Origin of the sequence: Cohnella sp. GCM10020058, from assembly GCF_042683485.1 — a bacterium.
In the GTDB taxonomy this organism is placed as follows: domain Bacteria; phylum Bacillota; class Bacilli; order Paenibacillales; family Paenibacillaceae; genus Cohnella.
Genome location: NZ_JBHUJV010000001.1, coordinates 236,817 through 259,644 on the forward strand (window position 1 = coordinate 236,817; position 22,828 = coordinate 259,644).

The 22,828-nt window shown below is 59.3% G+C and carries 24 protein-coding genes; 18 read left to right on the forward strand and 6 right to left on the reverse strand.

Going from position 1 to position 22,828, the window contains the following annotated elements:
* The first annotated feature begins 19 nt into the window (after positions 1–19).
* Both ACFSR7_RS00995 and ACFSR7_RS01000 read left to right on the forward strand, forming a co-directional pair.
* On the forward strand, positions 20–523 hold the full coding sequence (locus ACFSR7_RS00995) for a hypothetical protein (RefSeq protein ID WP_378158497.1): 504 nt from the start codon (positions 20–22) through the stop codon (positions 521–523).
* Positions 524–526: 3 nt separating this feature from the next.
* Positions 527–1,216: an AIM24 family protein gene (locus ACFSR7_RS01000; RefSeq protein ID WP_378158498.1), complete on the forward strand. Its 690-nt coding sequence runs from the start codon at positions 527–529 to the stop codon at positions 1,214–1,216.
* 26 nt (positions 1,217–1,242) lie between these two features.
* On the opposite strand, the gene ACFSR7_RS01005 is transcribed toward ACFSR7_RS01000, so the two are convergent.
* The 3 genes from ACFSR7_RS01005 to ACFSR7_RS01015 form a co-directional block, all read right to left on the reverse strand.
* The gene (locus ACFSR7_RS01005) at positions 1,243–1,926 is read right to left on the reverse strand and encodes a M50 family metallopeptidase (protein ID WP_378158499.1); all 684 of its coding nucleotides are present in this window, start codon (positions 1,924–1,926) and stop codon (positions 1,243–1,245) included.
* Positions 1,927–2,038: 112 nt separating this feature from the next.
* A complete protein-coding gene (locus ACFSR7_RS01010) occupies positions 2,039–2,251 on the reverse strand; it encodes a hypothetical protein (protein ID WP_378118264.1) in 213 nt (70 codons plus the stop codon).
* Positions 2,252–2,634: 383 nt separating this feature from the next.
* On the reverse strand, positions 2,635–3,546 hold the full coding sequence (locus ACFSR7_RS01015; protein WP_378158500.1) for a J domain-containing protein: 912 nt from the start codon (positions 3,544–3,546) through the stop codon (positions 2,635–2,637).
* A 117-nt stretch (positions 3,547–3,663) separates the two neighbouring features.
* Between ACFSR7_RS01015 and ACFSR7_RS01020 the strand changes: the two genes are divergently transcribed.
* From ACFSR7_RS01020 to paiA, 4 genes are all read left to right on the forward strand, one after another.
* Positions 3,664–4,569: an AraC family transcriptional regulator gene (locus tag ACFSR7_RS01020; RefSeq protein ID WP_378158501.1), complete on the forward strand. Its 906-nt coding sequence runs from the start codon at positions 3,664–3,666 to the stop codon at positions 4,567–4,569.
* A gap of 129 nt (positions 4,570–4,698) precedes the next feature.
* Positions 4,699–6,204: an alpha-glucosidase/alpha-galactosidase gene (melA, locus tag ACFSR7_RS01025; RefSeq protein WP_378158502.1), complete on the forward strand. Its 1,506-nt coding sequence runs from the start codon at positions 4,699–4,701 to the stop codon at positions 6,202–6,204.
* A 197-nt stretch (positions 6,205–6,401) separates the two neighbouring features.
* Complete coding sequence (locus ACFSR7_RS01030; protein WP_378159052.1) at positions 6,402–6,854, forward strand: MarR family winged helix-turn-helix transcriptional regulator; 453 nt, start codon at positions 6,402–6,404, stop codon at positions 6,852–6,854.
* Between the two features lie 21 nt (positions 6,855–6,875).
* Positions 6,876–7,394, forward strand: a complete 519-nt coding sequence (gene paiA / locus ACFSR7_RS01035; RefSeq protein ID WP_378158504.1) for a spermidine/spermine N(1)-acetyltransferase — start codon at positions 6,876–6,878, stop codon at positions 7,392–7,394.
* A 385-nt stretch (positions 7,395–7,779) separates the two neighbouring features.
* On the opposite strand, the gene ACFSR7_RS01040 is transcribed toward paiA, so the two are convergent.
* Together ACFSR7_RS01040 and ACFSR7_RS01045 are read right to left on the reverse strand one after the other, a co-directional pair.
* Positions 7,780–9,198, reverse strand: a complete 1,419-nt coding sequence (locus tag ACFSR7_RS01040; RefSeq protein WP_378158506.1) for a HAMP domain-containing sensor histidine kinase — start codon at positions 9,196–9,198, stop codon at positions 7,780–7,782.
* Positions 9,179–9,868: a response regulator transcription factor gene (locus tag ACFSR7_RS01045; protein ID WP_378158507.1), complete on the reverse strand. Its 690-nt coding sequence runs from the start codon at positions 9,866–9,868 to the stop codon at positions 9,179–9,181. The genes ACFSR7_RS01040 and ACFSR7_RS01045 overlap by 20 nt, the downstream gene beginning before the upstream one ends.
* 223 nt (positions 9,869–10,091) lie before the next feature.
* Here ACFSR7_RS01045 and ACFSR7_RS01050 point away from each other — a divergent pair, with 223 nt between their 5' ends.
* Positions 10,092–10,628, forward strand: a complete 537-nt coding sequence (locus ACFSR7_RS01050; RefSeq protein WP_378158508.1) for a hypothetical protein — start codon at positions 10,092–10,094, stop codon at positions 10,626–10,628.
* A 12-nt stretch (positions 10,629–10,640) separates the two neighbouring features.
* Here ACFSR7_RS01050 and ACFSR7_RS01055 read toward each other — a convergent pair whose 3' ends face one another.
* A complete protein-coding gene (locus tag ACFSR7_RS01055; RefSeq protein WP_378158509.1) occupies positions 10,641–11,531 on the reverse strand; it encodes an AraC family transcriptional regulator in 891 nt (296 codons plus the stop codon).
* Positions 11,532–11,665: 134 nt separating this feature from the next.
* Between ACFSR7_RS01055 and ACFSR7_RS01060 the strand changes: the two genes are divergently transcribed.
* The 11 genes from ACFSR7_RS01060 (at position 11,666) to aroB (ending at position 22,825) form a co-directional block, all read left to right on the forward strand.
* Positions 11,666–12,586 carry a sugar phosphate isomerase/epimerase family protein gene (locus tag ACFSR7_RS01060; protein WP_378158510.1) on the forward strand — a complete coding sequence of 307 codons (921 nt, stop codon included), beginning with the start codon at positions 11,666–11,668 and terminating at the stop codon, positions 12,584–12,586.
* Between the two features lie 17 nt (positions 12,587–12,603).
* On the forward strand, positions 12,604–13,635 hold the full coding sequence (locus ACFSR7_RS01065) for a Gfo/Idh/MocA family protein (protein ID WP_378158512.1): 1,032 nt from the start codon (positions 12,604–12,606) through the stop codon (positions 13,633–13,635).
* A gap of 85 nt (positions 13,636–13,720) precedes the next feature.
* Positions 13,721–14,515, forward strand: a complete 795-nt coding sequence (locus ACFSR7_RS01070; RefSeq protein ID WP_378158513.1) for an alpha/beta hydrolase — start codon at positions 13,721–13,723, stop codon at positions 14,513–14,515.
* Positions 14,516–14,968: 453 nt separating this feature from the next.
* On the forward strand, positions 14,969–16,003 hold the full coding sequence (locus ACFSR7_RS01075) for a LacI family DNA-binding transcriptional regulator (RefSeq protein ID WP_378158514.1): 1,035 nt from the start codon (positions 14,969–14,971) through the stop codon (positions 16,001–16,003).
* A gap of 180 nt (positions 16,004–16,183) precedes the next feature.
* On the forward strand, positions 16,184–17,548 hold the full coding sequence (locus ACFSR7_RS01080; protein ID WP_378158515.1) for an ABC transporter substrate-binding protein: 1,365 nt from the start codon (positions 16,184–16,186) through the stop codon (positions 17,546–17,548).
* Positions 17,549–17,628: 80 nt separating this feature from the next.
* Positions 17,629–18,522 (forward strand): carbohydrate ABC transporter permease, encoded by an 894-nt coding sequence (locus ACFSR7_RS01085; protein ID WP_378158516.1) that lies wholly within the window; start codon positions 17,629–17,631, stop codon positions 18,520–18,522.
* Positions 18,512–19,339 carry a carbohydrate ABC transporter permease gene (locus tag ACFSR7_RS01090; protein ID WP_378158518.1) on the forward strand — a complete coding sequence of 276 codons (828 nt, stop codon included), beginning with the start codon at positions 18,512–18,514 and terminating at the stop codon, positions 19,337–19,339. Before ACFSR7_RS01085 ends, ACFSR7_RS01090 begins: the two co-directional genes overlap by 11 nt.
* Positions 19,340–19,370: 31 nt before the next feature.
* The gene (locus ACFSR7_RS01095) at positions 19,371–20,456 is read left to right on the forward strand and encodes a Gfo/Idh/MocA family protein (RefSeq protein WP_378158519.1); all 1,086 of its coding nucleotides are present in this window, start codon (positions 19,371–19,373) and stop codon (positions 20,454–20,456) included.
* Positions 20,453–21,190: a ThuA domain-containing protein gene (locus ACFSR7_RS01100; RefSeq protein WP_378158520.1), complete on the forward strand. Its 738-nt coding sequence runs from the start codon at positions 20,453–20,455 to the stop codon at positions 21,188–21,190. Before ACFSR7_RS01095 ends, ACFSR7_RS01100 begins: the two co-directional genes overlap by 4 nt.
* A gap of 141 nt (positions 21,191–21,331) precedes the next feature.
* Positions 21,332–21,691, forward strand: a complete 360-nt coding sequence (locus ACFSR7_RS01105) for a cupin domain-containing protein (protein ID WP_378158521.1) — start codon at positions 21,332–21,334, stop codon at positions 21,689–21,691.
* 24 nt (positions 21,692–21,715) lie between these two features.
* Positions 21,716–22,825 (forward strand): 3-dehydroquinate synthase, encoded by a 1,110-nt coding sequence (aroB, locus tag ACFSR7_RS01110; RefSeq protein ID WP_378158522.1) that lies wholly within the window; start codon positions 21,716–21,718, stop codon positions 22,823–22,825.
* Positions 22,826–22,828 lie beyond the last annotated feature (3 nt).

A 22,828-nucleotide genomic window follows, 5' to 3' on the forward strand; every position in this document is an offset into this window, starting at 1 on the left:
AGCGGAGAGGAGCAGAACCATGACCACCTTACGTAAGATTCGATCGACAGCCGGACGCAGACGGGCTTTGCTTCTGACCGCGGCTTGCGCCGTTTTCCTGTTCGTTTACGCTTCGTCCGAGGCCTCCGCGGCCACCATGTACAACCGCTTCAAGGATATATACCAGACGCCCGAAAAAGTGGACGAGCTGAGAGATCAATATATAGAAAGCCAGGAGAAGCTGCAGGCGCAGACGGAAGAGCTTAACCGGCGCGCCGAAGAAATGCAGAGCCAGACGGAACAGTATCTGGCGGAAACCCAGGCACTGAGCGAACGCAACAAAGCACTGGCGGATCAGAACGACGCGTTGAACGCCCAGCTTGCGGCCATGACCGAAAAGCAACGGGCGCGCGCGGCGCTTACCCGCAAAACCGTCTATAGCATCGCCGCCGTGCTGGGGCTGGGCATGCTCTATTTGCTGACGATCCGGCTGTGGCGCTACTCGGTCTGGCGGCGGCAGCGCCGCGGCAGCTGGAGGACCTAGCCTATGGAAATCACGACCCCGGCGCCGCTCGGGCAAGTGCGTATCGCGCTGGACGAAGACGAGGCGCTGCATGTCCTTCATCCGAGAGCCATCGTTGCCTTCCAGGGCAGGCCGGCACAGCGGGAGGACCGCATTATGGACCTGGCCAACGCTTACCGCAAGCGCAAGTGGATCCGTTCGCGCCTAGCCGGGCCGGCCGAGCTCATCCTCGGCTTGCCCGCGGGCTGCAGTCTGACCGTAATCGATATTCCGGAAGACAGCGACCTGATGTTCAACTTTCGCCACGTGCTTTTTTATACGGAAGGGCTTCGGATGCAGAGCCGCATCCAGAAAATCAAGACGGCATGGATCACCAGAGAATGGGTGCGCATGCGATTCTCGGGTCCGGGCCGCGTTGGCGTATTCGCTTCGGGGGACCTTGCGACGGTCGAGCTGAATCCGGAGGTGCCGCTATATGCGGAATCCGGCGCGCTCGTCGCTTATCCGGAGCGGGCGGACGTAAGGCTGTCCGTCTACGGCAACACGCTCGCGAGCCAGCATATGAACGTGCAGTGGCAGTTGACGGGACGCGGGCCGGCTTTGATCCAGGTTGGCTCGCCGGACCCTGGACTGGCCGAGCAGCTGCATGGGGACGGCTGGTTCAAACGGCTGCTGCGCGAGGTGCTGCCTTTCGGCAGCGTTTATATCAAGTGAGGACGGACAAGGCATCGGATGCGCGGTTAGCGCCCGTATGCCTTGTCTTCTGTTCTGCCGCGGAGGAATAGCTGAAGCGAGCGGGTCGCACAGACAATGGACACGAACACGAAAAGCAGCGCCCAAAAAATGGCGGGCACGCCCGTAGCGTTCGCCAGATTCGTCGCGTCGCCGGCTCTTGAGGGACTGCTTAGCGCGGTAAGCGCGAGCGTGATCGGACCGAGCGCGGACTCTTCGAGCGTCAGGAAAGCCAGCAGCAAATAATAAAAGCTGCGGATCTTGGGCCCGAGGAACAGCATCGTTCCGGTCAACGCGATGAAGATCGCGATCCAGGCCATGCCGAATCCGCCGTGAACGAACAAAATGAGCATGATGGCCGCGACGGCGACGATCAGCGCGAGTCCGAGCCGCTGTGCCCGGCGGCGGTGAAGCGCGAACAGGAGCAGGGAGAACAGCGAAGCGCCGATGTAGCCGGACATGGAGACCGGGAGAGACGACCAGGAGGAGGAGAGCATCGTATAAGTGACGCCGCTGTGATCCGAATGGAGCTCGATGCCGAGCACCTGGCCGGAGAGCAGCAGCGCGACCAGCGCATGGCAAAATTCATGCATCATCGTGTCAAGGTTGCGGAAAAAAGAAGAGAACGGAATCAGTCGCGTCAGAAAGACGGAAACCGCCAAATATAAGAGGGTCATGAGCCATTTTCCCATAGCGGTCCTCCGGTAGTAGTCTTATTTATTCATATTATACGAGAAGAAGTGTCGAAACGGCCAATAAAAAAAGCACCCGGTCCGGGTGCGCGAGATAAAAAACGAAAAAACATCAGCGCGTCAGACTTTTGCCGCTATACGCCCTGCGTTCGACGCGCTGCGCGGGAGCCGCGGCTTGCACGATCGTAAATACCCCGACGAGAGAAACGATGCAGCCAGCCACGAGCATCGTGACGCCGACGCCCGGACTTACGCCGGTGGCCAGCAGAACGGATGCGGCGACGACATCGACCAGACACAGCATAAATAGAAATGTGGAAGACATGTCGTACCTCCGAAGTCTTTGATATATAGCTTATACCCTTCATGCGAGTGCGGCGAATCGCCGCACCGCAAAAAAGCCAATCAAAAGGCCGCTTCCTGCCTCGAAGCGGCCGTTTAAGCGAACCCGTATGAACCGGAATTATACTTGTTTTAGCGTCTTGAGATGGACCCAGCGTCCGGAGCGGGTTTTCACATACAACGTCCGGCCGATGCACTTGCCGTGAACGAACATATGGATCGCCTCCAGTTTCCCGTAATGGAATGTATGTCTTTTTACCCGGGCCTATCGAAGATCAAACCTGAGAACGGAAAAGCCCGCCGGCGGAAAAAAACGCACGGTCGGGCTTTGGGAGATCTGGCTATGAAAGGTCGGTTAAAAACCGGTTAGGAACCGCCCAAATAATGCCGGATAAATGCCTTAGCTTGGTCCGGGTGCTTGGCATTGCCGCGGATACCGGCGATAAACTCGGTGGTTCCCTGAAGACCAAGCGCCTTCATGAGGGACGAGCCGCTCAGATCCACGCCGTAAACATGTTCGGACGTATCTTCGTCCGTCTTGGACTTGATCTGGACGCCTTTGGGGATATCGTCTCCGTCAAGCGACAAAAGTCCCTGTTGGGGCGCCAGCTTTTCGAAGTTGATCTTGTCCATGATGTACAAGTCCGATTTGTCCGTCATGAGGACGAGCATGCTCTTCTGAAGGAGCGCCATATCCTGTTCGCTGCGGGTCTCGGCCGGCACGTAAGTGAGTGCCGCGACGACGCGCTTCCATTCGGGGAACTGCTTCAGAATATCCGCCTCGACGTTCGTCATGTCCGGGTTGATGCCGTCTCCGTAAAAATAATTGCCGAAAAACATGACCGAGACATCGACGGGAGGGAGCTTGGCGAGCTCCGCTTGCTCGTGCCGGTGATCGACATAGCTCTTGATGCCGTAGCCGATGGCGATGAGAAGTACGATTGCGCCTAAAATATGAAGCTTGTAATAGTGGAAAAAGTGGGCGCGCTTCACGGCGCGGGCCGCCTTCTTCGGGTCGCTGCCGTAGGTCTCGCGGGCGTATGCGTCCTTGGCTTGCGCTTCCTCGTAGTTCTTGATGAACCTGTAGGCGGCGTTAACCTTGTCCTCGTCGACGCGCTCGCCGGCCGGCGCTTCGTCGTGTTCGCGCATTTTCTGGGTGCGCGCCCTCCGCGTGAGCAAATAGTAGCGGTTGTCGAGCGCTTCCCGGTCCGCGTCCTCGGGCAGTCCGAGCTCGGCGTAGGCTTGCTTCAGCTTGATCAGGTCATTCTGTTCTTCCATGAATAGAAAGTCACCTTCTGTCGATGAATGCGTTATTTCCAGTATACGCGATTCCGGGCGCGGCTTCCACTTTGCGCGCCCGATGCGATAAGATGGGCAAGAAGGGAGGGCGGAAGGATGGAAGCGCATCATGGTTTGTTCCACGAGGCGTGGAAAAACGGCGATTGCCGCCCGCGCGTCCATGCTTATTACTTTAAAGAGTGGGCGGTATACCGGATGGACCAACATATCCACGATTCGACCGAGATTATGTACGTCATGACGGGCGAATGCCTGGTCGCGATCGACGCGGGGCGCGGCCGAGAATCGGCACATCCGCTCCGCAAGGGAGACTTCATCGTACTCAACGCGAATATCCCGCATCGGCTTCAAGTCGATCGCGCTTGCCGGATGCTGAACGTGGAGTTCGACCTGTCGGCCGCCGACGGCGTGGTGCCGCCGCTTCGAAGGCTTGCCGACGAAGATGCTACGCTGGACGCGCTCCTTCGCTCGCCCGGTCCCAGCGTGACGCTCAGCGATCCCGACGAGGTGCTTCATGCGCTGAAAAGTCTCGTGCTGGAGCTCGATATGCAGGGCGGCGACGGCGGTCCGCTAGCTCAGCTGCTGATGGCCCAAGTGCTCTTCCGGATCGCCAGGCTTCTGGCCGAGAGCCGTCAGGCCGGGCTCCCGCAGACGGATCTGTATGTGCGGCAGGCGATCGCCTTCATGCAGGAAAACTACGACCGGAATATTATGCTCCGGGATATCGCCGGCGCGGCAAATTTGCATCCGAGTTATTTGCAGCGTCTGTTCAAGCAGCAGGTCGGCCAGCCGGTGACGGCGTACTTGACGGCCCACCGGATGGAGCGGGCCAAGATGCTGCTGTCGCACACCGACATTCCGATCGCCGACATTTGCGAATACGTAGGGGTGGCCAGCCGCTCTTACTTTCACGCGCTATTTAAAAAGCATACCGGAATGACGCCTGCCGACTATCGCTCCGCGCAAGAACGCCATCGGTGGAACCTCAACGAAAAGCTGTAATTTTAGACAACGGGAGCCCTGAATCGGCTGGAATTCTGATAACGCTTCCTCTCGAACGGTCGTTACAATGGCTGTAAGAAAGCTTGCGATCAAGCATAAGCGATTATCTAGAAGGAGGCTGACCGGTTCATGTCGTTCAAAATTACGTTTATCGGTGCGGGTAGCATCGGATTCACGAGGGGATTGCTCAGAGACTTGCTGAGCGTGCCGGAGTTCGCGAACATCGAGGTTGCGTTTACGGATATTAATCCGCACAACCTCGAGATGGTCACGCAGCTGTGCCAGCGGGATATTGAGGAAAACGGGCTCGCCGTTCAGATCTCCGCCACGACCGACCGCAGAGACGCGCTGAAGGATGCGAAGTACGTCATCTGCACGATTCGCGTAGGCGGCCTCGAGGCGTTCGCGACCGACGTGGACATTCCGCTGAAATACGGCGTCGACCAATGCGTCGGCGATACGCTATGCGCGGGCGGCATCATGTACGGACAGCGCGGCATCGCCGCAATGCTGGACATCTGCAAGGACATCCGCGAGGTCGCGGCCTCGGACGTGACGCTGCTCAATTACGCCAATCCGATGGCGATGCTCACCTGGGCTTGCAACAAGTATGGCGGCGTGCGGACGATCGGCCTGTGCCACGGCGTACAGGGCGGCCACTGGCAAATCGCGCAGGCATTCGGCCTCGAGATGGAGGATGTCGATATCGTCTGCGCGGGCATCAACCATCAGACCTGGTACATTCAGATCAAGCACAATGGCGATGACCTGACCGGCAAGCTGCTCGCGGCCTTCGAGGCGCATGAGGACTTCAGCCGGACGGAGAAGGTCCGCATCGATATGCTGCGCCGCTTTGGCTACTACAGCACGGAATCGAACGGCCATCTGAGCGAATACGTGCCCTGGTACCGTAAACGGCCGGACGAGATCAACGACTGGATCGATCTCGGCAGCTGGATCAACGGGGAGACCGGCGGCTACCTGCGCGTCTGCACCGAGGGCCGCCACTGGTTCGAGACCGACTTCCCGAACTGGATGAAGGATCCGGCGTTGAAGTACGAGGCGGGCGAGCGCAGCCACGAGCACGGCTCCTACATCATCGAGGGCCTGGAAACCGGCCGCGTCTACCGCGGGCACTTCAACGTGGTTAACGACGGCGTCATCGCCAATTTGCCTGCCGACGCCATCATAGAGGCGCCGGGTTACGTCGACCGTAACGGCGTATCGATGCCGCGCATCGGGGAACTGCCGCTTGGGCCGGCTGCGGTCTGCAACGTCAGCATCTCGGTGCAGCGCCTTGCCGTCGAGGCCGCTGTGCATGGCGACGACAAGCTGCTGCGCCAGGCGTTCATGATGGATCCGCTCGTCGGCGCCGTCTGCAATCCGAAGGAAATCTGGCAGATGGTCGACGAGATGCTGGTCGCCCAGGAGCAGTGGCTGCCGCAGTACGGCGCTTCCATTGCGGAGGCAAAAGCGCGTCTTGCGGCCGGCGATCTGCTGCCGACGCGCGAGGGCTACCGCGGCGCTGCGCGCCTGCACGTCAAGACGGTCGAGGAAATGCAGCAGGACCGCGAAGCCGCCAACAAGAACGCGGGCGAAGCGGACAAGGGGAAGGAACGCGCTTCGGCGCATTAAGGCAGGCAGCAAGCAACAGGCCGGTTCCTCAGCGAGGGCCGGTTTTTTGCTTTTCAAGCGCAGAGCAAGCAGTTTTGGATGAGGCCAGCAAAAGTCGGAGCCGATAAAACCGAATTCTTTTTGTTGCAAATGCAATAAAAATGAGATAAGATTCTGCTATGGCATTAAAAAAAGACAAGATTGGCGGCGCTAAGACGATGAACGAGGTTTTGCGGGAGATCGGAATGATCGCAAGGTCGCTGGATTCGATCAGCAATATCGAATTCAAGGAATTGGAGCTTACGAAAGGACAATACCTGTATCTCGTGCGGGTATGCGAAAACCCGGGGATCATTCAAGAAAAACTGGCCGAAATGATCAAGGTAGACCGGACGACGGCCGCCCGTGCGGTTCAGAAGCTCGAAGCCAACGGATTTATAGAAAGGCGGGACGACCCGGATAACCTTAAAATCAAAAAGCTGTTTCCCACGGAGAAAGGCCGGTCGGTCTACCCGCTTATAAAAAGGGAGCACGATTATTCCGATCGGATCGCCTTGTCCGGATTTTCCGAGTCCGAGATGGACGTCGTTTTCGGCTTGCTGCAGCGCATCCGCAAAAACGTTGAAAAAGACTGGGAGCTCGTGAAGAAGGGGAACAAGCGAATATATTAATTTGAAGGGTGCAACTACAACATGACCATCGAAATTAAACGGTGTGAACGCGAAGACCTGTTATTGCTGCAGCAAATCGGCATAGAAACCTTTCGCGAGACGTTCTGCGATCAGAACTCGCCCGAGAACCTGAAGGCTTATTTGGATCAAGCGTTCGATCTGCGGCGGCTGGAAAAAGAGATGTCGAACCCACGCTCCGAGTTTCATTTCATCGTTGTCGATGGGTATGCGGCCGGTTATTTAAAGGTAAACTATGATGACGCGCAAACGGAAGAAATGGGGGAGGATGCGCTGGAAATCGAGCGGATTTACATCCGAAATCTTTTTCAGAAAAGAGGGCTTGGCCGGCTTTTGATCGACAAAGCGATGGAAATTGCAGCGGACCGGCACAAAAAGAAGATTTGGTTGGGCGTTTGGGAGAAAAACGACGGCGCCATCGCCTTTTATCAAAAAATAGGGTTTGTTCGAACGGGTGCCCACGCCTTTTATATGAGCGACGAAGCGCAGATCGACATCATCATGGCCAAAACAATCCTATAGGGGACCTTCTCAAAAGTTTCATTGCGCAAATTGGAGCCGATCACCGCCCATCTACTGACCTACGACAGTGGTTTGTGCATTTCGGACCGGGAATCGCCCAATTACTGACTTACGACAGTGGTTTGTGCATTTCGGAACCGGTAATCGCCCAACTATTGACTTACGACAGTCGTTTGAGCATTTCGGAACCGGGAATCGCTCATCTACTCACTTACGACAGTCGTTTGAGTATTTCGGATCCGATCAACGCCCAACTGCTGACCTTTGACAGTGGTTTATCGTACCGCACGGCAGTGTGTTACTCGAACACCGGAAGGGGCTGTCTTCAGCTTGTATAGCCTTGGTAGCGGCCCATAGCGCGTTTGCGCCACCGGTCAAGCTTGATTTATGACTTCATGGGCAACAGCAGCCGGAACGCGGTGCCCTGCGGGGAACTGCGCAGCAGCGCGAGGCTGCCGCCCATGGCGACTGCCAGCATCCGGCAGTAGGTCAGTCCGAGTCCCAGTCCGCCGACGGACAGTTTTTTGCCGGAGCCTCTATAGTACCGCTCGAAAATGCGTTCCTGCTCCTCCTCCGGAATGCCGGGGCCGTCGTCCTCCACGACGACCTCGTACATCCGCTCGGTATGCTGCGGAACGATCGAGAGCTTGATGCTGCCGCTGCCGCCCATCGCTTGGCCGGCGTTATTCAGCAGATTAACGACGATCTGCTGAATCCGTCCTGCGTCGCCGTCGATCATGGCGGGAGCGTCGGGCAGCGTCGTCGTCAGATTCAGCCCCACGTTCCAATCCGGCAGCCCCCACTGGTAGACGACCTCTGCGAGCAGCTTCCCCAGATCGATCGGTTCGGAGCGGATGACGACGCTGCCGGAAGCGAAGGCGTTGAATTCAAGCAGGTCGGCCACCATGACCTCCAGCTTGCGGGTCTGCGCCAGCGAGATGTCGAGGAATTCCGCCGCTTCCTCGCCGGTCACGACCTCGTCTCTCACGGCGCTGACCAACCCGCGGATCGAAGCGACCGGCGTCTTGAGCTCGTGCGTGACGCCGGCGAGCAGCTCTGTACGCAGCTCTTCCAGCCGTCCCAGACGGGCGGCCATCGCGCCGAAGGAGACGAGGAGCTCGTGAAGCTCCTTTTCCTTGATGTCAGCCGGCACGTCGATGCGGTAATCGCCCGCTTCCATCTGCCGCAGGGCATCGCGAAGGCGGTAGATCGGCTTGCGTAAGTGGCGGGACAGCAGGAAGATGATCGTCCAGCCGAGCAGGCCGGCGGAGAGCAGCAAAGCGATCATCAGCGTGTAATTCTGTTCGACGCGGGCGAGCTCGGCATAGCTGTAGGATAGCAGCAGGGATCCGTCCGCGTCGCTCCCCCGTCCGACGGGCACGATGAGCATGTATGCGTCGCCCTGTCTGTAAGCTTGAAGACTGTCGGCATGGGGCGGCGCGGCAGGCGCGGGCGCCGTCCCGGCGCCCGATTTGCCGGGTCCGGCCTTATAGAAGGCGAGCGTCCCGTCAGTCTCGTACACGGCCAGCGCGAACTGACCGGGCAAGTGGTATTCACGCTGGGTGCCGTCAATCCATTCGTACAATCCGTCGGGAATCCGAACCGCTCCTTCTGCTCCCGTTACATGCTCTGCGGCCGCGACAGCAAACCGTTTCAGCGCTTGCTTGCGCTCGTGAACGGTGTCCTGACGGATCCATAGCGCGGAAGCCGCGCCGATCGCGAGCAAGCCGACGAGCAGCGTGAGCGCATAGCGGTATGTCCACCGGCTCAGCAGCGTTTGCCGGCTAGCGGCTTGTATTTGCATAAAGCTGATACCCCGTCCCTCTTAACGTACGAATCTCGCCTTCTTCCGCGGGCCAATGGAGGAGCAGGCTGCGCAGACGTTTAATTGACAGGTCGACGGCCCGGTCGCTGCCTTCGTAATCGATGCCCCATACTTTCTCGATCAACTGCTCCCGCTCGAAGATCCGGTTCGGATTTTCCGCCAGGAACAGGAGCAGGGAAAGGTCGCGGGGCGTGACGGACAAGACGGCGCCATTCAAATAAACGCTGCGCGATTGTCTGTCGATCCGCAGGCTGCCGAAGACGATCTGATCCGGGTCGACGAGCGACTGCGGCGGCCGCCGCAGCACGGCCTGAATCCGTGCGACGACCTCTTCCGGCTCGAATGGCTTGGCGATGTAATCGTCCGCGCCTTCGTTAAGTCCCCGAATCCGGTCGCCGACCTCTCCGCGCGCGGTGAGCATGATGACCGGGCAGGCGCTTTTTTCGCGAATTCCGCGCAGCACTTCCCAGCCGTCCTTGCCCGGCAGCATGACGTCCAACAATACGAGTACGGGCTTCGCCGCGTCGAAAGACGCCAACGCCTGCGACCCTTCCTTGCAAATCAAACATTCAAAGCCGGCCTTGCGCACATACGCGGCGAGCACGCGCGCGATGGCCACTTCGTCTTCTACGATCATGATCGGTCCCATGGGGCTTCCTCCATTATACTGACGGCTTGTCTGTCGCCTTCGGCGCTCAATGCTTCAAATTATACACCCGGACGCGCCGGGCGGCGGCGCGAATATGCGTTGCATCAATCATTTTAGAGCCGTTGGATGTCGGGAATAAGTCAAACGGGAGCCCCCGCTGCGGACCTCCGCCGACAGGCATGGTATGATAATGAGCATACAACGAAATAAAGGCGGTACTGCAATGAACGAAGAACGGGATGCGAAACGGATTTTTATGACGTACGGAGGCAGCACGATCCGGATGTACCGGGCCGGCGACTACGAGGCGTACAAAGCGTTCGGCGCATTGCCGGAAGAGGAGGCGAAGTGGCTCGAAGAGCTGATCGAAGGCTTGGCGGGCGAACTGTCGATTCGGGAATGGGAAGCCGTCGGTCGGCTGGAGGAGATCGTCAGGGATCGCAAGGACGTCCGACCTCTGGAACGCACGATCAAGTTCGCGGCCAGGCATCTGATGAGCGCGGACAGCCTCGTCAAGCTGATGTACGCCGAGCGGATCGTCGCGATGCTGCAGGCGCTGCAGGGCACGACGTCCGTAGCGATGCTGCATGAGTCGCTGCGGACGGCCAAGATTCTATTGGATGATATCGTCGAGAAACCGCTGATTCTGGACGCCGGACACGAGCTGGCTGCGCACGGACTAAAAGACAAGCGGGCGCTCAACCGGCGCGCGGAGCAGGCGACCGAGGCGCTCAAGCGTTCGCTGGACGGCGGAAGGTAGGCGGAATATCGCTTATCCGCCGCCTCTTTTTTTAGCCTCGGAGGGCGTCATGCCTTTGATTTGCTTGAATAGCTTCGTAAAATAATTCGGATTGTCGATGCCGACCCGCTCCGCGATCTCCGTCACCGTGAGCTCGCCTTCCCGCAGCAGCCGGTCCGCCACATTCATCCGGTGCTGGTTGACGAATTCCACGAAGGTGCGCCCGGTCGCGTTTTTGAACACTTTGCAAAAATGATAAGGATTGAGACTGACAAGCCGCGCGGCATCCTCGATCGTCAGCTTGTCCGCATAGTGGGCCTCGATATGCAAAATGAGCGACTTGAAGCGGTCCATCCGCCGGCCGGTCCGGTCCGCTTGCTCGCCGTCGCGTTCCGGCATGGACAGGCGCGCCGCCAGCGCGAACAACTGGTACAGCTTCGCTTTGACGATTAGCTCGTAGGCGCGTCTTTTCCCCGCGAACTCCTCTCCGATCTCCAGAATCCCTCGCCGTATCGGTTCATATTGGATATCGTCCGCCGCGAACTTCACCGGGAACCGCTGGCTCCCTTCCGCATATGCGGACAAGTAGCGGTCATGCAGCGGATCGACCGGAAGCCCCTGAAGCAGCGAGCGGTTGAAGACGAGCGACCAGTATTCGACCGGCTCCTCCGTAAGCGCATATCCGACATGGAGGCCGCCCGAGGGCACCAGCAGCAGGTCGCCGGGCGCCGTCTCGTGCGGCTGGCTGTCGATATGGAAGATCGCGCGTCCGGACACCGTGTAGATCCACTCGAAGTGGTCGTGCCAATGCAAATAAAGCGCGCTGCGGCCGACGGCGCCCGGCGGGCAATGATTGCGGAACAGATTGACGGGATAGGCGCCGTCGCTCAGATAAGTATCCTCTCTTAATTCCGGCGGATGCATGAAGCGCCGCGCCCCCCTCCGAGATGCCCAAGATCGGGCTATATAACCGCAAGATTGTATAGAGATCAAGCGCAAGCATCAGGCTATAATCGACCTAGTTCATTCAATATAGCTTAGGATCGGAGTGGAGTACAATGAACGGACAACAGAACGGCGCAGCGATCGGCAAGCATACGGGCATTCGCATCGGTACGTTGGTCGGCGGCGGAGACGCGGCGCGCGTCATCCCGCAGATTGCGCCTTACGGCTTTGAATCGTTTAACCTGACATACTGGCAGACAACCGGCGGCGCTGATCTGGCGGAGACGGCGAAACGGGTGCGTGAAGCCATCGGCGACCGGGACATCGTCATCTCGGCTGTAAGCGTATTCGGCAATCCGCTGACCGGGCACGGGGACAACGCCGACACGCTGGCGAGCTGGGAGCGGCTCATCGATCATGCGCATTTGTTCGGCGCGAACATCGTATCGGGTTTTACGGGCAGACTGGTAGGCGAGCCGATCGACGCGTCGATCCCGAAGTTCGCCGAGGTGTTCGGCGAGCTGGCCCGCCGCGCCGCGGACCGAGGCGTGCGCCTTGCGTTCGAGAACTGCGACATGGGCGGCGAATGGCGGTCGGGCGACTGGAACATCGCGCACAATCCGACGGCCTGGGAAATGATGTTCGACAGCGTGCCGCTGGATAATATCGGACTCGAGTGGGAGCCCACGCACCAGATGGTCAGCCTGATCGATCCGATTCCGCAGCTGCGAAAATGGGTTGACCGTGTGTTCCACGTTCACGGCAAGGACGCGACGATCGCCTGGGATGTCGTGCGGGAGCACGGCGTTCACGGACCGAAGCCTTTTGTATGGCATCGCACGCCGGGATTCGGGGACACGAATTGGTCGGATATCATTACGATCCTGCGCCAGTCCGGTTATCAAGGGACGATCGACATCGAAGGCTGGCACGACCCGGTGTACAAGGACGAGCTGGAGATGACGGGTCAAGTGCATGCGTTGAATTATTTGAAACGGAGCCGCGGCGGCGACTTCGTGCCGAATCCGGTATAAGGGAGCGTTGAACGAAGATGAGCGCATATCGAATCGTGGTCGCCGGCTGCGGCGGCATGGCAAGAACTTGGGTGGAATACGCGCTGGAGCGCGAGGACGCGGAGATTGTCGGGCTCGTGGACATCAAGGCGGAATTCGCGCAGGCAATGGCGGACAGGTACGACCTGACTTGCGGGATTTATACGGATCTGGCGCAGGCGCTAGCGGAGACGGGCGCCAATCTCGTGTTCGATGTGACGATTCCCGCGAGCCACTTTGCGGTGTGCAGTACCGCGTTGAACGCCGGCGCAAGCGTATTCGGCGAAAAGCCGATGGCCGAGACGATGGAAGCCGCGCGTGAGCTGATCGGCATCGCCGATCGGACGGGCGGGTCCTACGCGGTCATGCAGAATCGCCGCTACGACGCCAACATTCGCGCGCTGCGCGGACTCGTGCAGGGCGGCGCGATCGGCAAGACGGGCTACATCGGCGCGGACTTCTTTATCGGCGCGCACTTCGGCGGCTTCCGCGACGCGATGGACAGCCCGCTCATTTTGGATATGGCGATTCATACGTTCGACCAGGCCCGATTCATCACCGGCGCGGACCCGGTATCGGTATACTGCCACGAGTTTAACCCGCCGGGCTCCTGGTACGCGGGCAACGCGTCGGCGATCTGCGTGTTCGAGATGTCGGACGGCTCCGTGTTCTGCTATAGAGGCTCCTGGTGCGCGGAAGGCGCCCAGACCTCATGGGAGTCGCAGTGGCGCGTGAGCGGCGAGCGCGGTACTGCGATATGGGACGGCGCGGGCGCTCCATATGCAGAGGTCGTCGCCGGCGGTGATCAAGAAGGCAAGTTCATCCGCGGCTACGAACGGATCGAAGCGTCGTTCGAATGGCAGGGACGGACCGGGCATCACGGCTGTCTCGACGAGATGTTCGCCTCCCTGGCGGAGGGACGACGGGCGGAGACCGATTGCCGCGACAACGTCAAAAGCATGGCTATGGTGCTCGGCGCGATCGACAGCGCGCGGACGGGCGTCAAGGTCGATCTGCGAGGCTACTATTAAGCAGGATGCTCTCCTTGCAGCATGGACTGTGATCTTCTACGATGTAGAAGTAACAGGTTGATAATCGCAGGAGGCGAGAGAGTCGATGGCACTCATTCAATGCAGTTTTTTTGCGCAGACGCTTGGTCTGACCATGAGCATGAACGTCATTATTCCGGAACGAAGCTATGGCATCGGCGTAGAAGCGGGCCGCGCACCGGCTGGAGATAAGTATCCGGTGCTGTACCTGCTGCACGGCTTGTCCGACGATCACTCGATCTGGCTGCGACGCACGTCAGTCGAACGATATGCGGCCGAATACGGTATCGCTGTCGTTATGCCGGAGGTGCACAGAAGCTTCTATACGAACATGAAAAGCGGTCTGAATTACTGGGAATTCGTCAGCGAGGAGCTTCCTCATATCGCGCAATCGTTGTTCCCGATCTCGGACAAGCGGGAGGATAGCTTCGCCGCGGGCCTGTCGATGGGCGGCTACGGCGCGATGAAGCTCGGACTGGGCGCGCCCGGGAAGTTCGCGGCCGTCGCGAGCCTGTCCGGCGCCATGGACATCGCGGGACTGCTTTATGACGGCAGTCCGTTTTCCGCGACGGAATACAAGTGGATCTTCGGGAGCCAAGAGGAGGCGGCCGGCTCCGACGACGACTTGTTTGCGCTCGCGGACCGTGCCGTCGCCGGCGGCATCTCGCTGCCCAAACTGTATCAGTGCTGCGGCACGGAGGACTTTCTCTACTCGCAAAACGTCCGCTTCCGCGACCATGTCCGGTCGCTCGGCATCGCGCTCGATTACGAGGAGGGTCCCGGCGATCACAACTGGGGCTACTGGGACGAGCATATCCAGCGCGTACTGGCGTGGCTGCCGCTGCAAAACGGAAAAGCCTGAAGATGTTGACGTTAACGGGATGAAGCGGGAATACCTGCTTCATCCCGTTTTGCCGTTTTCGGGGAAGACAGGCGTACGGTTGAAGGTCCGAGGCGAAAAGGCGTTGTACGGCGTTACTTGGAGGAGCTTAAGAGCAATCGGAGTCTAAGAGGCGCTTTTAAACGTTACCTGACTTTACTGCGTTGCGATTCGATGCGATGAGGTGTTGTACAGCGTTAACTGTCGTAACTGTGGCGTAGACCTTAGAGTGCATTAGCCATTTTGCCGGTAATTTTGTCCTAAACTTAAGCGAATATGCCAATTTAGTTAAAGCGTTTAACTTAAATAATGGTATTTTTTTATAAAATAACGCTTGAAATCGCTACCAATCCTACTTATAATCGCATTGTAAGGTTAAACGCTTAAAGTAAGTCAAATAAACGGATTGGCAACAGCCCGCAGAAGGTGACCCCATTGAAACGCATTACGATTCGTGACGTGTCGGAGCGCGCAGGCGTATCCACGGCGGCCGTGTCCTATGTATTGAACGGCCGGGAAGGCAAGGTGTCGCAGGAGACCGCGTCCAAAGTTCGCCGCGCGGCCAGCGAGCTGAACTATATTCCCGATTTTTCGGCGCGAAGCCTGGCGGGGACCCGGTCGAAGCTGATCGGCGTCGTCATCCCCCAGACAGAGGATCAGAAGCAGCTGCTGCTGCAAAATCCGTTCTACTCGGAGCTCGTGTGCGGCATCGAAGCCAGACTTCGCCGGTCCGGCTACCACATGATTCTCTCGGGCGTCGACAAAGGCGAAGGCTACCTCGATACGTCCATGCAGCGCAACCTGGACGGCGCGATCATCATGGGCATCTATCAAGAGAGCTTCTACGACGACCTGAAGCGGGTCAAGGTGCCGATCGTACTGATCGACAGCTACGTGAACGACAGCTACTTCCAGACCGTATCGATCGACGACGAAGCCGGCGGCTACATGGCGACCAAGCTGCTGATCGACAACGGGCATACGAACATCGCGCTGGTTACAGGACTGATTCGTAAAGACGGCGTCGTCGAAAAGAGGTTCCTCGGCTACAAGCGCGCGCTGAAGGAAGCCGGCCTGTTTTACAATTCGGATTACGTGTTCGAGCATTCGGTCAGCTACGAGTATGGGCAGGAGGCGGCAGCAGCGATCGCGGCCGGGCATCCCGAGATTACGGCGGTTTTTGCTTCAAGCGATCTTGTCGCGCTCGGCTTGCTGCGGGGGTTGTCCGATGCGGGCAAGCGGGTGCCGGAAGATGTCTCGGTCGTCGGCTTCGACGATATTCCGGTCGCACGGATGTGCAATCCGCCGCTCACGACGGTCAGACAGAATATCGTTGCCAGAGGCGAGATGGCGGCGGGACGGCTGCTCAAGGCGATCGAGGAAGGCGAGGAATCGCTGGCGGACGATCCGAGCGTCACGCGACTGGAGATGGCGATTCGGCAGACGGTGCAACGGTTGACGCCGAACTGACCGTTCGCGCGCCGGAGAGACGAGGGCATGGTCAGCTCGCGTCTCTCCAGCGATATGAATACGGTTGCAAAAGCGTAAACGCTATCTGGAGGTGATCAAGTCGGCGCTCCCGCCGATAATTCGATCGATTGGTCATAATTGTCTATCTGAAGCGTCCATATTGAAAAGGAGAGGGTATCATTGCGGACCAAAAGCGGGGCTCTGCTGCTGCTCGGCACGACGATCGTGCTCAGCGCCTGCGGCGCAAACAAAGAGAATAACACGGCAAGTCCTTCCGCGGCTTCGCCGGAAGCGTCTCCATCTGCATCTGCTTCGGCATCGGCCACGGCCGCACCGTCCGATTCTCCGGCCCCTTCGGCCAAAGATCCGGTCACGCTCAAGCTGATGACCTACACCGCTTCCGGCCAGGAGCAGACGCTGAAGGCGATGATCGACGCCTTCCAGGCGGCGAATGCCGACATCAAGGTAGAGTACGAGGTCGTTCCGTACGCGGACTACACGACGAAGCTGAATACGCTGCTCGCCAGCGGCAGCGCGCCGGATCTGTTCGAGGTCGGTTACGAGAATTTCCTGACCTATGCGGCCAAGGACCAACTGCTCGATCTCACGCCTTCCATCGCAGCGGACAGCTCGTTTAATCCGGACGTCTACAAAAAGCTTGCTTATGATGCGTTTAACTACAACGGCAAGCAGATGGGCGTGACGGAGAGCTTCTCCGACGTCGTGCTGTTCTACAACAAGGATCTTTTCGACGCCAAGGGCCTCAAATATCCGGACGCGTCCTGGACCTGGAAGGAAGAGCTGGAAGCCGCTCAGAAGCTTACCGACGCCAAGAAGGGCATCTGGGGCACGTACGCGCCGATCCAATTCTACGAGTTTTACAAGACGATCGCCCAGAACGGCGGCGGCGTATGGAGCGCGGACGGCAAGCCGACGCTGAACAGCCCGGCCAACGTGGAGGCGCTGCAGTGGATGCTCGACAAAGCATCCAAATATAAGGTGTCGCCGCCGCTTAACGACGATACGTTCAACCAGCCTGACGCGGATCTGAATGCATTCGTGAACGGCAAGCTGGCGATGGCCCGATTCGGCATCTGGAACTTCGCCAAGTTCAGCGAAGCGAAGTTCAATTGGGATATCGCGCTGGAGCCGGGGAAGACGCAGAAGGCGCATCACTTCTTCGCGGACGGCCTCGTGGCAGCGAAGACGACGAAGAACGCCGACGCGGCCTGGCGTTTCCTGAAGTTTTTCACAAGCGCGCCCGAAGCGGTGTCCAAGCGGATCGAAGCGGGCTGGAGCATCCCGGCCGTTACGGACCCGGCGGTGCTGGACGCTTACTACAAGCAGAAGCCGCCGGAATCGAAGCAGGTCGTGACCGACGCGCTGGATTCGCTCGTATTGCCGCCTGTCGGTCCCAAGCCTGAGAAATGGGGCGAATTCACGGCTGCCGTCGGCGAACAGCTCGACAAAGCGAAGCTCGGCCGCTCCACTGCGCAGGAGGCGCTCGACGCGGCGCAGAAAAAGGTCGAAGCGCTCGTGAAGTAGATTTTTCACAACAATCAGGAGACGAGAAGGCCGCCGAGCGGCGGCCTTCCCTCCCCGCCTGACGGAAAGGAAAGGGTGGCATGGTCGGACAGCGCAAGTGGAGCCGCCGGACGGCTGCTATCGTCTTTTTAACGCCCGCCTTGCTGTGCTTGCTGGCGTTCCAATTGCTGCCGATGGTATCGTCGATCATCATCAGCTTCACCGATTGGGATCTGCTGACGCACTGGACGAAGATGAACTTCATCGGCTGGGACAACTACGCGCAGGTGTTCAGAGAGGAAAAGTCCTACACCGCGATCCGCAACGTCTTCGTATTCCTCCTCGGCTATCTGCCGTCGATCGTCGTGCTCGGAACGCTGCTCGCGGTGCTGCTCAACCGGCCGATTCGCGGCGTGAAGCTGTATCGGGCGGCCGTGTTCGTGCCCGTCATCACGTCCTGGGTCGCCGTATCGATCGTCTGGCGCTGGCTGCTGAACGGACAGAGCGGGCTCATCAATTACTTGCTGTCGCAGGTCGGCATTCAAGGGCCGATCTGGCTGCAGGACGATTTGTGGGCCATGGTCGCGATCATCCTGGTGACGCTCTGGAAGGACATCGGCTTCGTGTCCATCATCCTGCTGGCGGGTCTGCAAGACATCTCGGAGGATTATTACGAAGCGGCGGAGCTCGACGGCGCGTCCGCCTGGAGCAAGCTGTGGCGAATTACGGTTCCGATGCTGTCACCGACGCTCTATTTTGTCGTGACGATCTCGCTCATCAACTCGTTCCAGCTGTTCGACCAGGTGCTGATCATGACGAACGGAGGTCCGGCGGGCGCGACGAGCACGATCGTCGAGCAGGTGTACCGCAACGCCTTCCAGTTCAACAAAATGGGCTTCGCCTCCGCGCAATCCTGGGTGCTGATGGCGATCATCCTGGCTTCGACGATGGTGCTGCAGCAGGTCCAACGGAGGTGGGTCGTCTATGACAGGTAGAAAAAAGCGCGTCGCGAACTTGGCTTCGCATCTGTTCCTGGCGCTGCTCGCGGTCGCGCTGACGTTCCCGTTCCTCTGGATGCTGATGGGCGCCTTCAAGGACAATCTCGAGGTCGTGGCGATGCCTCCGCGACTGTTGCCCTCGAGCTGGAACTTCGACAACTTCGCCGAGATCGAGGCGTACTTTCCGCTATACCGGTTTTTTGCGAACAGCGCGCTCGTGGCCGTCGCGACGACGCTGCTGCAGCTGGCGATCTGCACGATGGCGGCATACGTGTTCGCCAAGATCGCGTTCAGGGGCCGGCAGAGTCTGTTCGTTCTGTTTCTGACGACGATGATGATCCCGGCGCAGGTGACGCTCGTTCCCTTGTTTATTTTGTTCTCGCGCACCGACCTGATCGACACGTACGCGGGGCTCATCTTGCCGGGCATCTTCAGCGCCTACGGGACGTTCCTGCTTCGGCAGAACATCATGACGATTCCGAACGAGCTGATGGAGGCCGCCTTTATCGACGGCGCTTCTTACTACCGGGTGTTTTTCAGCGTGATCGTCCCGCTCGTCAAGCCGACGCTGTCCGCGCTGTCCATTTTCGCGTTCATGAGCTCCTGGAACAACTTCCTGTGGCCGCTCATCGCCGTCAACAGCAAAGAGCTGATGACGCTGCCCCTGGGTCTCAGCAAGCTGCAGGGGCAGTGGTCGACGGAGTGGAACCTGCTGATGGCCGGCAACGTCGTCAGCTTCGTGCCGATCTTTATCGTATTCCTGTTCGCGCAGCGTTACTTCATTAAAGGCATTACGATGACCGGCATCAAGTGATCGGTCCCCGGACAAAGGAGAGATTCACGGCATGACAACCGTAAAGTTGGGACTGATCGGACTTGGCGGCATGGCGGCGGTCCATATCGGGCAGCTCGCCGGCATCGCGGGCGTACGATTGGCCGCCGTCTGCGATCAGGACGCCGCCAAAGTCGCCGAATGGGCGGAGCGTCACGGTATCGATGCAGCGTCGCGCCATGCGGACGCGGAGTCGCTCATCCGCGACCCGCAGGTGGACGCGGTGCTGTCCATCACGCCGAACGACGCGCACTACGAGATTATTCGGCTGTGCCTGACGCACGGCAAGCCGCTGATGACCGAGAAGCCGTTTACGCGGACGTACGAAGAAGCGGCAAGCCTGAAGCGTCTGGCAGCGTCGAATCCGACGCCCTGCATGGTCGGCTTTTCCTACCGCTACGTTCCCGCGTTCCGGATGGCCCGCGAGTGGATCCGAGAGGGCCGGATCGGTCCGGTGCGGCATCTGTTCGTCCAATATTTGCAGCAATGGGGCGGCACGCCGTTCGGGACCAAAATGAACTGGCGGCTGGACCGGTCGATCACGGGAACCGGCACGCTGGGCGATCTGGGCTCGCATATGATCGACGCGGCCCGCTTTCTGGTCGGCGAACCGGTCGAAGTCGCGTCGCTCATGCGCAACCTCATCGGACAGCGGGAGGATCCCGCGACCGGGGCGATGATAGACGTCGATATCGACGACTTCGCCGCGTTCACCGCTTTGCTTGAGCCTGGCATCCCCGCCGTTTTTCAAACGTCGCGCAACGCCTTCGGCTCGCAAAATCAGTTTGAGATCGCCGTGTACGGCGACACCGGCACGCTTCATATGAACTGGGAGCAGGGCGATTATCTCACCTGGATCCACCGGAATGCGGAAGGCAGCGAGGTTCGGGAACGGATCGCCGTGCCGGCCCGATACAAGCTGGCGCAAATGCAGGATTTCGTCGATCTGGTGCGGGGCCATATCCGCGAAGAGCTGCCCACGTTTCACGACGGCTATATGAACCAGAAAATTCTGGAGGCGGTCGTACGGTCGAGCCAAGAGCGGCGGTCCGTGCGAGTCGATGAGCTGGATAACCGGAGCGAGGAGGAAGGGACATGAAGCAAGCAACGCCGCGCGTGACGATCTGGAACGAATTTCGGCACGAGCGATCGGATCCCGCCGTGCAGCGCGTCTATCCGGCAGGCATTCACGAGGCGCTGCGCGAAGGGCTCGCACCCTACGGGTTCGAGCTCGGCACGGCGACGCTGGACGAGCCGGAGCATGGTCTGCCTGTGGACGTGCTGGCGCGTACGGACGTGCTCGTCTGGTGGGGGCATCGGGCGCACGACGAGGTCGACGAAGCGATCGTTGATCGGGTACAACGGCGCGTGCTGGAGGGCATGGGGCTGATCGTGCTGCACTCGGGACACTACTCCAAAATATTCAAGCGGCTGATGGGTACCTCCTGCGCGCTGTTGTGGCGGGAAGCCGACGAGAAGGAGCGGCTCTGGGTCGTCAAGCCTTCGCATCCGATCGCGGCGGGGCTGCCGCCTTATTTCGAACTGGCAAAGGAAGAAATGTACGGCGAATTTTTCGACGTGCCGGACCCGGACGAACTGGTACTGGTAAGCTGGTTCGAGGGAGGCGAGGTGTTCCGCAGCGGGTGCGCATACAGCCGGGGGAACGGCAAAATCTTTTATTTCCGCCCCGGACACGAGACCTATCCGACTTATTACGACGAGCATGTGCTCCGCGTGATCGCGAACGCCATTCGCTGGACCGCGGACGAGCGGGGCGCGGCGCCCAGGTTCGGGAACGTGCAGCCGCTGGAGACGATTGCCGCCAAAGCTTAAAAACTCGCCGCTTTGACTTCAACATGACGATACAGCCTCGAGAATGCATCCGGGTGCCTCCAACAGAGGTTTTGCATGCTCGAGGTTTCTTTGAGGTGGATAAGTCTGAATATTCAAACTATTTAAAGGGGGTGATGATGATTGCTATTGCGCAATATTTACGAAGCAAAACGCAAGCGGGTAATGGGCATGCATGACGGGGAAGGTCCGATGGAGTTTGCCAGAGTGTGCACGAACGCGGATTTCGGCGCGCCGGTTGATTTTATCGATTACGCCGTCGTACCTCCGGGCAGCGCCATCGGAGCGCATCGGCATCGGGGGAACGAGGAATTGTACTTGATCTTGAAAGGACGTGGCAGCATGCAGGTCGGCGCAAGCCGATTTGCCGTCAAGGAGGGCGACCTGATCCTGAATCCGGACGGTTCGACGCACAGTCTGCATAACTGCGGAAGCGACGAAATCCATCTGTTCGTCGTACAGGTGCCGATGCCGGCTTATTAAACGAAACGAAGGAGGAGATTTATGATGATTTCGAGCGTAGCAGAGACAGCCGATATTGCGGTGACCGTTCCCAGGACGGACAGGTACAAGATTCGCATCCGGGACGGACTTGTCGCGGGACTCGGAGCGGAGTTGCGCGAAGCTTTCGGTGCTGTGTCAGCAGTCGTCATCAGCGACCGCAACGTATGGACGATGCACGGTGACAAAGTCGCAGCGTCGCTCGGCGAGGCGGGAATTCCCGTTGACGTCATCGTCTTGCCGGCAGGGGAGCGGACCAAGTCGCTGCATACCGCGAACAAAGTTTACCGGCAGCTGCTGGATCTGCGGGCGAGGCGGCGGACGGTGCTGATCGCCTTCGGCGGCGGCATGGTGATCGATACGGTCGGCTTTATCGCCGCGACCTACTTGAGAGGGGTTCCCTATATCAACGTGCCGACGTCGCTGCTGGCGCAGGTGGACAGCGCAATCGGGGGCAAGGTGGCGGTCAATCATCCGGCGGGCAAAAACCTGGTCGGCGCGTTTCACCATCCTTCGTTCGTCTATACGGACCCATCCGTGCTGCTCACCTCTTCCGACCGCGATTTGCGTTCGGGCATGGCGGAGGTGGTCAAGACGGCCGTCATCGCGGACGAGGCGCTGTTCGGGACGATCGAGTGCGGCGTAGCCGCCATTTTGGCTCGAGATACCGAGACGCTTGCCGTCATTATCAACCGCACCTCGCTTCTGAAGGTGGAGCTGCTGTCGGGCGATCCTTACGAGGCCGATCTGCGCAGGCCGCTGAACTTCGGCCATACCGTCGGCCACGCGGTGGAAAAGGAAGAGGGTTACGGACGCATGCGGCACGGCGAAGCGGTCGCGGTCGGCATGGCGGTCGCCGCCCGCATCGCCGTGGATAAGGGCGTCTGTCCCGCTGCGACAGGCGAACGCATCGTCGCTTTGATCCGGGCGCTCGGGCTTCCTGTCCGGACCCGGGTGCCGGTCGAGCGAATCTGGGAGGCGGTATCGGTCATTCGCATGGTGCGAGACGGCAATCTGCACTACGTGCTGCCGGGCCGGAGGCTCGGCGAAGTCGTAATGACCAACGACATCGACGCGTCCGATATCGCCAGAGCGCTGGCCGCGCTGGAGGACTGACGC

What these genes read in the sequence shown, in the direction of transcription:
- ACFSR7_RS01015 (WP_378158500.1), bottom strand. Translation starts at nt 3,546, where the DNA reads ATGGAAGAACAGAATGACCTGATCAAGCTGAAGCAAGCCTACGCCGAG.
- ACFSR7_RS01000 (WP_378158498.1), top strand. Translation starts at nt 527, where the DNA reads ATGGAAATCACGACCCCGGCGCCGCTCGGGCAAGTGCGTATCGCGCTG.
- ACFSR7_RS01055 (WP_378158509.1), bottom strand. Translation starts at nt 11,531, where the DNA reads ATGCATCCGCCGGAATTAAGAGAGGATACTTATCTGAGCGACGGCGCC.
- ACFSR7_RS01010 (WP_378118264.1), bottom strand. Translation starts at nt 2,251, where the DNA reads ATGTCTTCCACATTTCTATTTATGCTGTGTCTGGTCGATGTCGTCGCC.
- ACFSR7_RS01090 (WP_378158518.1), top strand. Translation starts at nt 18,512, where the DNA reads ATGACAGGTAGAAAAAAGCGCGTCGCGAACTTGGCTTCGCATCTGTTC.
- ACFSR7_RS01030 (WP_378159052.1), top strand. Translation starts at nt 6,402, where the DNA reads ATGAACGAGGTTTTGCGGGAGATCGGAATGATCGCAAGGTCGCTGGAT.
- ACFSR7_RS01045 (WP_378158507.1), bottom strand. Translation starts at nt 9,868, where the DNA reads ATGGGACCGATCATGATCGTAGAAGACGAAGTGGCCATCGCGCGCGTG.
- paiA (WP_378158504.1), top strand. Translation starts at nt 6,876, where the DNA reads ATGACCATCGAAATTAAACGGTGTGAACGCGAAGACCTGTTATTGCTG.
- ACFSR7_RS01020 (WP_378158501.1), top strand. Translation starts at nt 3,664, where the DNA reads ATGGAAGCGCATCATGGTTTGTTCCACGAGGCGTGGAAAAACGGCGAT.
- ACFSR7_RS01095 (WP_378158519.1), top strand. Translation starts at nt 19,371, where the DNA reads ATGACAACCGTAAAGTTGGGACTGATCGGACTTGGCGGCATGGCGGCG.
- ACFSR7_RS01100 (WP_378158520.1), top strand. Translation starts at nt 20,453, where the DNA reads ATGAAGCAAGCAACGCCGCGCGTGACGATCTGGAACGAATTTCGGCAC.
- ACFSR7_RS01050 (WP_378158508.1), top strand. Translation starts at nt 10,092, where the DNA reads ATGAACGAAGAACGGGATGCGAAACGGATTTTTATGACGTACGGAGGC.
- ACFSR7_RS01065 (WP_378158512.1), top strand. Translation starts at nt 12,604, where the DNA reads ATGAGCGCATATCGAATCGTGGTCGCCGGCTGCGGCGGCATGGCAAGA.
- ACFSR7_RS00995 (WP_378158497.1), top strand. Translation starts at nt 20, where the DNA reads ATGACCACCTTACGTAAGATTCGATCGACAGCCGGACGCAGACGGGCT.
- aroB (WP_378158522.1), top strand. Translation starts at nt 21,716, where the DNA reads ATGATTTCGAGCGTAGCAGAGACAGCCGATATTGCGGTGACCGTTCCC.
- ACFSR7_RS01070 (WP_378158513.1), top strand. Translation starts at nt 13,721, where the DNA reads ATGGCACTCATTCAATGCAGTTTTTTTGCGCAGACGCTTGGTCTGACC.
- ACFSR7_RS01005 (WP_378158499.1), bottom strand. Translation starts at nt 1,926, where the DNA reads ATGGGAAAATGGCTCATGACCCTCTTATATTTGGCGGTTTCCGTCTTT.
- melA (WP_378158502.1), top strand. Translation starts at nt 4,699, where the DNA reads ATGTCGTTCAAAATTACGTTTATCGGTGCGGGTAGCATCGGATTCACG.
- ACFSR7_RS01060 (WP_378158510.1), top strand. Translation starts at nt 11,666, where the DNA reads ATGAACGGACAACAGAACGGCGCAGCGATCGGCAAGCATACGGGCATT.
- ACFSR7_RS01085 (WP_378158516.1), top strand. Translation starts at nt 17,629, where the DNA reads ATGGTCGGACAGCGCAAGTGGAGCCGCCGGACGGCTGCTATCGTCTTT.
- ACFSR7_RS01040 (WP_378158506.1), bottom strand. Translation starts at nt 9,198, where the DNA reads ATGCAAATACAAGCCGCTAGCCGGCAAACGCTGCTGAGCCGGTGGACA.